This window comes from Marinomonas sp. IMCC 4694, assembly GCF_008122525.1.
Classification (GTDB): domain Bacteria; phylum Pseudomonadota; class Gammaproteobacteria; order Pseudomonadales; family Marinomonadaceae; genus Marinomonas.
In genome coordinates this window covers 2,301,995-2,314,715 of record NZ_VSRV01000001.1, presented here as the reverse complement: position 1 = coordinate 2,314,715, position 12,721 = coordinate 2,301,995, and the positions used below count along the sequence as shown (strand labels likewise).

Genomic DNA, 12,721 nt, shown 5'->3' with positions numbered 1-12,721 from the left:
ATTAGAATGAAGAGTATGACGGCGGAAAAAGTGAAAACTAAAGCTTTGTTAACGTGTTTATTCGCGAGCCTCTTCTCATTGCCTGTTGTGGCACAAGAGACGGTGAAAGCGAGGGGCTTGTTGGTTGCAACCAACAAAGCCACCTTGTCTAGCGAACTGGCCGCCCGTGTTATTGCATTACCCAAAAAGATGGGCGATGGATTTAAGCAAGGCGATACGCTTATTCAACTAGACTGCCGATTGTTTGCGGCCCAGCTGCAAAAAGTCGACGCTGAAGTAACCGTAGCCACCGCCAAATTAGACAGCACACGTCAACTCAATCTGCTTAACTCCGTTGGCAGCTTGGACGTTGTTATCGCCGAAGCCGAGTTACAAAAAACGCAAGCGGAACAGGGTATGGCGCAGCTCAATGTCGACCGATGTGACATCAAAGCTCCTTATGATGGCTACGTGGAGCAGCTCGATATACAGCGTTTTGAAGTGGTGCAACAGCAACAGGCTTTGATGAACATCGTCAGTCGCGCTTCATTAGAAGCCGACATTATTGTGCCAGCACAATGGATGGCTTGGCTGACGATCAATAAAGCCATCACATTGCAGGTTGAAGAAACGCAACAAACACTGCAAGCGGTGATTAGCCATATCGGACCAAGCGTCGATCCCACCAGCCAAACCTTACAGCTGCGTGCGACCATCTCTAGTATACCGGCTAAGGTATTACCCGGTATGAGTGTTGTCGCCGAGTTTTGAACGGATAAACAGCGTTATCGCTTTCAAAGCAAAGTAGCAAACAAACCCTATTTTTTAGTTTGAGCCGCACACGATAGCCGGTTCAAATCCTAGCCCTAAACAGGTAGTCATTATGAAAAAGCACACCCCCCATAACAAAATGAAAAAAACCGCTCGTAAACCCCTGATTACGGCACTAGAGCCTCGCTTGTTATTGGATGGTGCTGCCGTCGCCACCGCTATGGATGCGTTGACCGATTCTCAACTTTATAACGACGCCACACAGGGGGCGATTGATTCACAAGATCATCATGACACTATTCTCATCGCCCCGACGGAAGTGCGTGGCGTTGACCCTGCCCAAAACAACGGCAAAAAAGAAGTGGTTTTCATTGAAGACAATGTTGACGATTACCAAACTCTTATAGACGGCATTGGTGCGGGTGTGGAAATTGTCTTATTGGATTCCTCGCAAGATGGTTTGGCTCAAATGGCCTTGTGGGCCGAGTCCAACAGCGATTACGACGCCATTCATATCCTATCCCATGGCTCGGAAGGGGCAGTGGATTAGGCGCCTTCAACCTAGATTCCAGCAGCGTAACAACCCGCGCTGACGACCTAACAACCCTTGGCGCGGCGCTCACTGAAGACGGTGATTTATTGCTGTACGGTTGTGAAGTCGCCAGCGGTGAAGGGCAAGACTTTATTACCGCTTTAGCTCAAGCCACGCAAGCGGATGTTGCGGCGTCGGATGATTTGACTGGCTCGGCTGAGTTAGGGGGGGATTGGGATCTGGAAACCAATATAGGTGAAATAGAATCTAATAATCTAGTAATTGGTTCATTTGAGATGACCTTAGTGCCATCCGACACGACTGCTCCTACATTCGATAGTAGCCCATCAGCCAGCAATATAGCGGACATCACACTGGACTTGACTGCAGACATCAATGAAGCCGGTAAGGTTTATTATATTGTGGTGGCCGATGGGGCTCAGGCTCCGACGGCCGCTCAAGTCAAAGCGGGTGTCTCATACGGTGATATTAATGGACGTGGTGCTGCAGTCATTACATCCGGCAGTGCCACTGTTTCTAGTGGTGCATTTTCTAATACCTTCAATGTCACAGGCTTAACGGCCAGCACGGCTTACGATATTTATGTGGTAGCAGAAGACGATGAAGGTATCCCTAATTTGCAATCCGCAGTAACCAAAGTTGACGCGACGACCATTGCTCCGGCAAACCAAGCGCCAACTATTTCTGATGCTCCATCAGACATTACGGTAACCGAAGACACGGCTTCCAATGTCGATCTCTCTGCGGTGACCTTTGCCGACAGTGATGGCGATAGCCTAACGGCAACGCTGACCGCCTCGGCGGGCACGTTAGCGGCCAGCAGCGGTGGCAGCGTGACAGTAAGTGGTTCCGGCACAGGCACACTGACGCTGGTTGGCACAGCCGCCAACATCAACACCTTTTTAGACACAACGACGAATGTTAACTACACAGGTGACACCAACGTAAGTGGTGAGAACGCCGCGACCCTTAGTATCAAAGCCAACGACGGCACGATAGATTCGAGTATTTCAATCGTCAATCTTGATATTACCGACGTGAACGACGCGCCAATATTAGGTAGTCAGTCTGGCATTCTTGCAAGCGCAATTGGTGCAGGCACAGATCGTGCTTACGAGGTCGCTGTTCAAGTTGATGGGAAAGCCGTCGTTGTTGGGTACAGTTGGACGGGAACAGACGATGACATTGCGTTGTTGCGTTACAACACTGACGGAACGTTAGACGACTCATTTGGTGATAATGGTGTTGTTTTAACATCGTTTAGTGCGTTAGGAACCGCTACAAATACAGAGAGTAGTACAGAGTCGGGGGATGATAGGGCCTACGCTATTGTGATTGATGCCAATGGCAAAATAGTCGTGGTGGGTCAAACTGTAAATGATGCTAATGGTACCGAAAGTCTAGCGGTACGCTATAACACGGATGGGACGATTGATACCTCATTTGGTACGAATGGTTTCTTTGTTTATGACGAACCCGGGGCGTTGTTTTTCTGGACAGTTCAAACGACATCAGATGGAGGGTATTTATTTGGATACCAATCAGATTCCACTTTAATCAAAGTCAATTCGGCGGGTAGCTTAGACACAAATTGGGGTGGAGACGGTAGTGTTAAAAATACAACGTATTCAACTGCAACAAGTGCTGGTTTTTCTTCAAACAGTGATGGCAGTGTCTACCAATTATTGAATGATCCGGTTAATAAAAAAATTATTGTCTCTAAATACACCGCAACAGGTACTGTCGATACAAATTTTGGCACGAGCGGTGTCATCGAATTATCGCCAGTTTACTCAGGTATGCTATTCACGTTTTCTTCTAGCCCAGTGAGTTTTAATGGTAATGATGTGTTCGCTATTACTTCTACGGGATATCTTGACGGCTCTTTCATTCTAAAAAATGAGTTGGTCAAAATTAATTTGACGTCTGGAAATGTTGATACATCTTTTGGTGTTAATGGTTATGCCGATCTTTCTAATGTAGGTTTTAATCAATATAAAGAAATTATTATCGATGCCAATGGCAAAGTAAATGTAATCGGAAACAAGAATGCCGGTGGCGACGCCGACTATCAGTTGGTACGTTTAAATGCGAATGGTTTAATGGACACCACGTTTGGGGCATCTGGTAAAGTCACTACCGATTTAGATAGTCGTAACAACTATGCGTGGGGGGCGGATATTGATGCTTCTGGAAGTATATTTGTTGCAGGTAACCGCTACCAAGCAGATGGCAATAATGACTTTGTCTTAGCAAAATACAACAGTGACGGTAGTTTAAATTCAAGCTTTAAATCCGCTGTTGCTTACACAGAAAATGGTACGCCTTCAGTCATTTTTACCAGTCTAACGATCAGCGATGTAGATAATACCGTTTTATCTTCTGCAACGGTCACCATAGATACGGGCTTTACTGTGGGTGATGTGTTGTCCTTCGTGAATGATAACGCAACTATGGGGAATGTTACTGCCTCATACAATACGGCAAATGGTATTCTTACTTTAACTTCGGCAGGGGCAACGGCGACATTAGCTCAGTGGCAATCGGCACTTAGAGCTGTAACCTATGCCTCATCATCCGATACGCCAACTTCGGTAAGTTCCTCTAGAAAAATGTCTATCGCGGTAAGCGATGGACAGAGCGTAAGCAATACTCTGCAGGAAACTGTTGCGATTACCGCCGTAAATGATGTACCTACCATAACAAATACTCCAGCAGATCTTACTGTTATTGAAAATTCAGCATCTAATATAGATTTATCATCGATTGTATTTGTTGACGCTGACAATAGCAGTGCAACAGTCACGTTGACCGCTTCTTCAGGCTCTTTATCTGCTGCTTCAGGCAGTGGCTCCCTGACAATTGTTAATACAAACAGTGGAGAGTTAACAATTTCTGGCGGGCTTTCGGATATTAATTCTTATTTAGATACCACATCTAATATTAAATACACTGGTGCTGTAGGTGTCAGTGGTGATAATGCTGCGACACTTACGATTAAAGCTAACGACGGAGTGGTAGATTCCAGCGCCTCCATTATTAACTTAGACATTACAGACACCACGGCACCGAATGCCACGTCTACACCAGATTTGGCTACTGCGTCTGACTCGGGTGTTTCTAATGTCGATAACATAACGAACGACACCACGCCGACGCTAACCGGTACGTCTGAAGCGAATGCCAGCGTTAAGCTCTACGATACCGATGGCACCACGTTGCTCGGCACGACCACGGCGGATGGCTCCGGGAATTGGAGCATCACCAGCTCTGCGCTTTCTACAGGCAGTCATACCTTAACGACAAAAGCCACGGATGCCGCTGGTAACGTCAGTGTGGCATCCTCTGGATTAACCATTACTGTCGATGATACCGCTCCGACTTTGTCTTCTAGTAACCCTGCTGATGAGGCTGTTTCAGTTGCCCCAAGTGGTGACATTACTCTGACGTTTAGTGAAGACATTGCCAAAGGTTATGATGAGATTACCCTAATCAACGTCACCACAGGTGCCACAGTCGAGACCTTTGATGTATTGAATGGCAGTAACCTTACTTATACGGGCAACACAGTAACACTTAATCCTACGGCAAACCTAGACGAAGCGACGACCTATGCCATTCGAGTAGACGGTAATGCCGTACGCGACACTGCTGGGAACACTTACGCTGGTATCAGCGACAATACGACTTTGAACTTTACCACGGGTGTCACCGATGGTGCTGCACCGACCTTCTTGTCGATTCAACGTGCTGATGACAATACCATCACAGGATCGACTACTAGCTTTACGTTAGCGTTTAATGAAGCCGTGAATGCGGTAGCGGGAGACTTTGAGCTGAATGCCGGTGGTTCGGTAGCGGGCACGATTGGCTCTATTACTGGCTCAGGTACGAACACAATCACTGTGAACGTGACGGGTATTTCAGGTATTGGCACGCTTGGGTTAAACCTGAAATCGGGCCATGCGGTGACCGATCTGGCAGGCAATGCGCTAGCGACGGCAGAACCTGCAGACGATGAAGTCTATACCGTTGATACGGTTGCGCCGACGTTGATCTCGATTAACCGTGTGGACAGCGAGATGACCAACGCGGATTCCGTGCAGTTTATGGCGGTGTTTAGCGAAAATGTCACCGGTTTAAGTGCGGACGATTTTGAATTAACCGGCACAGCCACATCGGGGGCCAGCATTGCCAGTGTCACTGGCACGGGTAATGGTCTGGTAATCACGGTAAATGGCGCGAGCGGTGATGGTAGCCTTGGCGTGCAGCTTAAGTCAGCCGCCACTGTGACCGATACGGCGGGTACAGCACTGACGGCTACGACAGCCAGTGCGGTGACCGAGCGATACACGATTGATAATACCGCACCAACCGCGACGGCGATTATTACCACCAATACCGCACTAAGTACGGCAGATACCGTCACCTTTGATGTGACCTTTGATGGCAGCGTAACAAATGTCAACGCTGATGATTTTGAAATTTCAGGTGACGTAACGGGAACCGTGACGAGCGTGACTGGCTCTGGTTCATCTTATACTGTGACGGTTGGTAGTATTACGGGTGACGGCGCACTCGGTCTGAATTTCAAATCGAGTCAAAATATTACTGATACTTCTGGCAACAGCTTTGCAGGCACCGAGCCTAGCACGGATGAAAGCTACACCATCGACAACACCTTACCGACAGTGGCGAGCATCAGCCGTGGCATGGTGAATCAAGTCAAAGCAGGAACCGCCACGGATGTGGTGTTTACCGTCGTCTTTAGCGAGACCGTGTCCGGCGTGGCGAGCAGTGATTTTGCCGTCACAGGTAACGCTACTAATACGGGCGTAAGCAGTGTTTCCAGCACCGACGGCAAGGTTTTTAAAGTCACGGTAGCAGGTGTGAATGGCACCATCGGCCAAACGCTTGGGCTGAGTTTTACCGGCTCCGCTGACGACGCACTTAGCCAAGCCTCGACCGCTACCTTCACGGCGGGCGACACCTACACCATCGCGGGCACCTTGTTAAATGAAGGCGCATTAACGCAAACACAGCTTGATGCCATTGAAGACCTAAACCGTGTCGGCACTTTGTTAGAGCAATCCGTTGCCGATGCAACGCAAGTGGTCATTGTGGATTCTCGTGTTCCTGGTCTAGTGGACTTAACCAAACAAGCCAACCCTAACGCAGACATCTGGTTATTAGACGGCTCTCGTTCAGCGGTAGAGCAAATCACCGAAATTTTAGCCAATTACAGCGACCTAGAGGCTTTACATATTCTGTCGCACGGTGGCGTTGGGGAAGTCTACCTTGGTGCAGAAACCCTCAGTGAATCTTCCATTACTGAAAACAGCGGTGTGTATGCAGCGTGGGGTAATGCTCTTAGTGAAAACGGCGATATCCTGCTTTATGGCTGTAACGTCGCCCAAGGCGATGCCGGCCTAGACTTCATCAACCAACTTGCCCAAGTGACAGGGGCAGACATTGCCGCTTCTGATGACTTGACTGGCTCGGCTATGCTGGGTGGCGATTGGGTGTTAGAGGTTAAAAATGGTGAGGTTGAAGATGGTTCGTTATTAGATATAGCTTTATTTGAAACGTATGACCGCACCTTAGAAACTGTAAACTTCTCAGGCTTAGGTGCCAGTGATAGTGGTGGTCCAGGGTTTAAGGTGGTTACAGATAATAGGTTTATTGTATCGAATAATCTGACTTTAGACGGCACTGTGGCATACCCTAGTACTAGTGCTGCAGGTCAAACCTTTATTTTCAAAGCAGATGGGACTGATGCCAAAACGTTTACTGTAGATGATATGAAAATCAGTTCATTTGTTAACCAAGCTTATTCCAAAGGGGCGACAGTAACATTTAAAGGAATCAACGGAGGGGTTATTGAAACTCTTACTTTGGCCAATGGTAAAACATTAAATACAACTTCGGTTAGTATTTTTAGTTGGTTCGAAAGCTCATTTAGCTCAGTTCAGGGCGTTGCCTCAATCGAATACTATTTACCTGATAAGACTCAAAATTTTCAATTTGATAATTTTAATTTATCTGAATTCGCTAATTCAGATATAACTGCCCCTGTATTCGAGAGTTCAACGCCTTCAGTTAGCAATATCGCGGACATCACGCTTGATCTCACCGCTGACATCAATGAAGCCGGTAAGGTTTATTATATTGTGGTGGCCGATGGGGCTCAGGCTCCGACGGCCGCTCAAGTCAAAGCGGGTGTCTCATACGGTGATATTAATGGACGTGGTGCTGCAGTCATTACATCCGGCAGTGCCACTGTTTCTAGTGGTGCATTTTCTAATACCTTCAATGTCACAGGCTTAACGGCCAGCACCTCGTACGATATTTACGTGGTAGCAGAAGACGATGAAGGCACCCCTAACTTGCAATCCGCAGTAACCAAAGTTGACGCGACGACCATTGCTCCGGTAAACCAAGCGCCCACCCTATCTGGCGCAGCAGCTAGCCAAGCCGTGAATGACGCGGCTACTATGTCACCATTTGGTGCGATTACTTTAGCCGATGTGGATAACGACAATGTTTCTGTCACCGTTGCGCTGGATACCGCGGCTAAAGGGGGGTTCACTGCGACGTCTTTAACTACCTCTGGTTTTACCGATGCGGGTAGCGGTTCGTATACGTTGTCGTCTACAACATTAGCATCAGCACAAGCTGCGCTGCGCGCGTTGGTGTTTGATCCAGCAGACAACCGTGTGGCGGTTGGCTCAACGGAAACAACGACTTTTACCATCACAGTAAACGACGGTACGGTGAACGGCACCAACAATACCACCACGGTGATCAGTACTTCTATTAACGACACGCCAACTGATATGGCCTTATCGGATGCGTCTTATAATCACTCTGAAGGCGCGAGCAATGTTGTGGTCGGTAGCTTCTCTGCCACCGATGCGGATACCGGTGAAAGCTTCAGTTACTCGTTAGTGACCGGTGCGGGCGATACGAATAACGGCTTGTTCAACATCAACGGCGCGGATCTTCGCATTACCGAGCGTGCCGATGTTCCGGCGGGGACATACAGCGTTCGCGTACAAGTGAGCGATGGTGATGCCACCTATGAAAAAGCTTTTTCTATTACGGTCTCTGACGATCAGGCCCCGAGCATCTCAACTGTTGTGCCGAACGATAACGCGACCGGCGTGTCGGTAGCAGATTCGATTCAAATTACCTTCGATGAAGCGGTTCAACTGGGCAGCTCAGGTACTATCACGCTCTACGACATTACTGGTGCTGGCGCAAACAGTGTGAGCATTGATGTCACTAGCCATGCAAGCCAGCTATCCATTGCGGGTAATGTGTTAACCATCGATCCAACTAGCAACTTGATAGCGACCAATCAATACGCGGTGCAATTCACGGCAGGGGTGCTAAAAGACGACACGGGCAACGCGATCACCGCCGTTAACGACACCACGAGCTATAATTTCACTACGGGAACCGTAGACACCTCAGCGCCGACTGTAGCAATTGTGGATGTGGCTGATCCGACTCAACCGAATGCCGGCACGATCACTATTAACTTTAGTGAGCAAGTCGCCAATGTCGACATCAGCGACTTCACATTAACGAAAGACGGTTCTACAGTCGATATCAGTGGGCTGTCTGTCGCTGGTAGTGGCCGTGCTTATACGCTGGATTTGTCCACGGCGACGGCGACGGAAGGCACTTATGTGCTGACACTGGCCACATCAAATATTACCGATACCTCAGGTAATGTATTATCTGCAGGCGACAGTGAATCTTTTGTGATTGATACGACTGCATCGACTGGCGTGGCGATCGTGCGTGCAGGCGCTGAGACAATAAATGGCAGTGCCGCAACTTTTACCGCGGTATTCAGTGAAGCGGTGAGTGGGGTGGATGCCGCAGACTTTACCTTAACCGGCACCGCAACCGGTGGCACGGTCAGTTCTGTTACCCAAGTGTCCGATTCGGTTTATACGGTTTCTGTGACTGGCTTAACGAGTGATGGCACATTAGGCGTTGACCTTAATAGCACTGGAACGGGTATCACAGACACAGCAGGCAATGCCATCAGTGGTGGCAAAGTAGGTCAGCAAATCATCCGTGACACAACCGGTCCAAGTGTTGTGGCGATCAATCGCGACGGTGCGGCCCTGACTACCGCTGATACCGCTACTTTTACAGTGAGCTTTAACGAAGCGGTAACGGGAGTAGATGTCAGTGATTTCAGTTTGACTGCCGGCGCGACGGGCAATATTAGCTCTGTAACCGGCTCTGGCAGCACCTACCAAGTCACCGTGAACAGCATTGAGGGCAATGGCGCCTTGCGTCTTGACCTAAAGGCCTCAGGCACAGGAATCACCGATACCGCAGGCAACGCTATTAGCGCGGGCTTCACTTCAGGCGACACGCTAACCATAGACAATACCGCTGCCGTGGTGACAGGCTCGCAAAGCGTTACTCTTGATGAAGGTATGGCTTCAGGCACGATCATTGGCCAAGTAAAAGCCACGGATAGCAATGGCATCAGCGAGTTTAGTATTCAATCAGGTAACGAGGCAGGGTACTTTACGATTGATAATAATGGCGTGTTGGCGCTGACCAGCGCAGGCGCCTTGGCTATTGATCATGAAACCTTGTCTACCTACACATTGGTCATTGTGGCTAAAGACGCAATAGGACAAGCCTCTAGCGCGGTAGACGTGACGATCAGCATTAACGACGTCAACGATAACGTGCCCGTCTTTAGTTCACTAGAAACAGCCAGCATCAACGAAAATAGTGCTTTGACCGTGGTGGTATACGATGCTAACGCTACCGATGCGGATTCAAGTTCTGTTCACAATACACTCACCTACTCTTTGAAAGCTACCGGCGACCATAGTGTCTTTACTATCGATTCGAGTACAGGCGAAGTCAAACTCAACGCCGTTGCTGACTACGAAACAAAAGCCTCATACGGTTTCACTGTGATCGCCACCGACGGCATGCGCAGCACAGAAAAAGCCGTGACCTTGTCGATTACCGACTTGAACGACAACACGCCGGTGATCACCTCTGGTACGACAGGCAGCGTCAATGAAAACGCCGCGACCTCGACGGTGATTTATACCGCTACCGGTACAGACGCTGATGGCACAGCAACCAATAATACCTTGCGTTACAGCTTAACCGGCACGGACGCGGCTTTGTTGAACATCAACGCGACTACTGGCGCGGTGACGCTAAAAGCCTCCGCCGATTACGAAACCAAAGACAGCTACAGCTTCAACGTGGTGGCCACGGATAACGGTGCAGGGAACTACAATTCCGGCAGTTTGAATATCGACAAAGCCGTCACAGTCAGTGTCAACGACTTGAACGACAACACGCCGGTGATCACCTCTGGTACGACAGGCAGCGTCAATGAAAACGCCGCGACCTCGACGGTGATTTATACCGCTACCGGTACAGACGCTGATGGCACAGCAACCAATAATACCTTGCGTTACAGCTTAACCGGCACGGACGCGGCTTTGTTGAACATCAACGCGACTACTGGCGCGGTGACGCTAAAAGCCTCCGCCGATTACGAAACCAAAGACAGCTACAGCTTCAACGTGGTGGCCACGGATAACGGTGCAGGGAACTACAATTCCGGCAGTTTGAATATCGACAAAGCCGTTACAGTCAGTGTCAACGACTTGAACGACAACACGCCAGTGATCACCTCTGGTACGACAGGCAGCGTCAATGAAAACGCCGCGACCTCGACGGTGATTTATACCGCTACCGGTACAGACGCTGATGGCACAGCAACCAATAATACCTTGCGTTACAGCTTAACCGGCACGGACGCGGCTTTATTGAACATCAACGCGACTACTGGCGCGGTGACGCTAAAAGCCTCCGCCGATTACGAAACCAAAGACAGCTACAGCTTCAACGTGGTGGCCACGGATAACGGTGCAGGGAACTACAATTCCGGCAGTTTGAATATCGACAAAGCCGTTACAGTGAGCATTAATAACCTCAACGATAACGCTCCAACGGTCTCGGCCAGTAGTGCAAGTGCTGTGATTATTGAAGCTGGTGGCGTTAAAAATGCTGTTTTTAGTACCAACACCGCAACTATGATTCTTACTAAAGGGGATGCCGATGGTTTTGTGGTCTATGATACGGCGTATTTAGCTAGTAATGGCTGGGTGACCGCAGACAGTGGTGCGACTTATTCAAAAGTAGGTGTATATGGAGCAGCGACCTTTACCTTATCGACAGGTCAGGTGAGTTATGCATTGAATAATGACATTGATGCAACGCAGACATTAACCTTTGGTCAAATTGTTACGGATCGATTTGTTGTTCAGGTAACAGATAACTTAGTGACTGACACTGTCGATGCTGTGTTTAATATCACTGGCGCAAACGATGCACCGACCGTATCAGCTTCCTTGGTTGCGATGACCGGTACGTCTGGCCAAGTTTTCGTGCCAGTGACTTTGCCTGCAGATCTGTTTGCTGATGTCGACGCAAATGAAGTCAATACGCTTGTTTGGAGCATGGAAAACTTACCGACAGGTTTGGTCTTTAATCCGGTAGCTCGAACACTCTCTGGTACTCCTCAAGGCGGCTTTGAAGGTATAAACGCGCTTAACGTGGTTGCGACGGATGCACAAGGTGCACAGGTGAAAGCCCCTGTTACTTTGACTTTACGACCTGCACCAGCGATCAGTTCGTCGGATGCGCCTGTGGCGCCGAGCCAGCAAGTAGCGATCACTGAAACGCCGTTGTTGGCATCGTTGCCAGATTTACCCAATAACAATAACGGTTTACCAGCCGGTACGGTTGAAACTGTGTCGGGTGAAGTGAGCGGTTTTGGCACGGATTCAAATAGTGCACCGACAGCGGCCGAAGCGCCCTTGGTGCAGCCCGCTGCAGCGGTTCCCAACGGCAACATCATTGCCGAGTCGCGTGTGGTGGTCAATGTAGGGGCGAACGGTCAGGTACAGGTATCCGACGCTCAAGCTGGGGTAGCTAATATTACGGATTTGTCTGTGGCCAGCCTTTCTGTACTGCCTGATAGAGTGAGCATCAGTATTATTGATGCCAAACCAGGCGGTTCCTACAGCGCGACCTTAGCGGATGGTACGGGTTTGCCAAGTTGGGTTGAGGTCAACCCAACCACAGGTCAGGTGACGTTGACACCACCACAAGGTCAAGGCAGTATTTCGCTTAAGATCAATGCGGTGGACGCCGATGGGAATATTCGTGTTTTGGAAGTGGAGGTCGATTTAGACAACCTGCCTCCCGCTCTTGATATTGAAAACAATGCTCCGTCGGTCACGATGAACCGCGGTGAGGTGTTTGTGCCTTTGAGCGAGCAATTGGCACAAGCTGGTGAGCAGTATGATGATTATGGAAGTGATTTGATGACGTTGTTAGTGTCTTAGT

General features: G+C 49.1%; 3 protein-coding genes. All 3 read left to right on the top strand.

Annotated features, from left to right (window positions below):
• Positions 1-6 precede the first annotated feature (6 nt).
• A complete protein-coding gene (locus FXV75_RS10445; RefSeq protein ID WP_187424877.1) occupies positions 7-750 on the top strand; it encodes an efflux RND transporter periplasmic adaptor subunit in 744 nt (247 codons plus the stop codon).
• Between the two features lie 112 nt (positions 751-862).
• Positions 863-1,300: a DUF4347 domain-containing protein gene (locus tag FXV75_RS10440; RefSeq protein ID WP_148833194.1), complete on the top strand. Its 438-nt coding sequence runs from the start codon at positions 863-865 to the stop codon at positions 1,298-1,300.
• Positions 1,228-12,720 carry a DUF4347 domain-containing protein gene (locus FXV75_RS10435; protein ID WP_148833192.1) on the top strand — a complete coding sequence of 3,831 codons (11,493 nt, stop codon included), beginning with the start codon at positions 1,228-1,230 and terminating at the stop codon, positions 12,718-12,720. The genes FXV75_RS10440 and FXV75_RS10435 overlap by 73 nt, the downstream gene beginning before the upstream one ends.
• Position 12,721: the final 1 nt, after the last annotated feature.

What these genes read in the sequence shown, in the direction of transcription:
- FXV75_RS10445 (WP_187424877.1), top strand. Translation starts at nt 7, where the DNA reads ATGAAGAGTATGACGGCGGAAAAAGTGAAAACTAAAGCTTTGTTAACG.
- FXV75_RS10440 (WP_148833194.1), top strand. Translation starts at nt 863, where the DNA reads ATGAAAAAGCACACCCCCCATAACAAAATGAAAAAAACCGCTCGTAAA.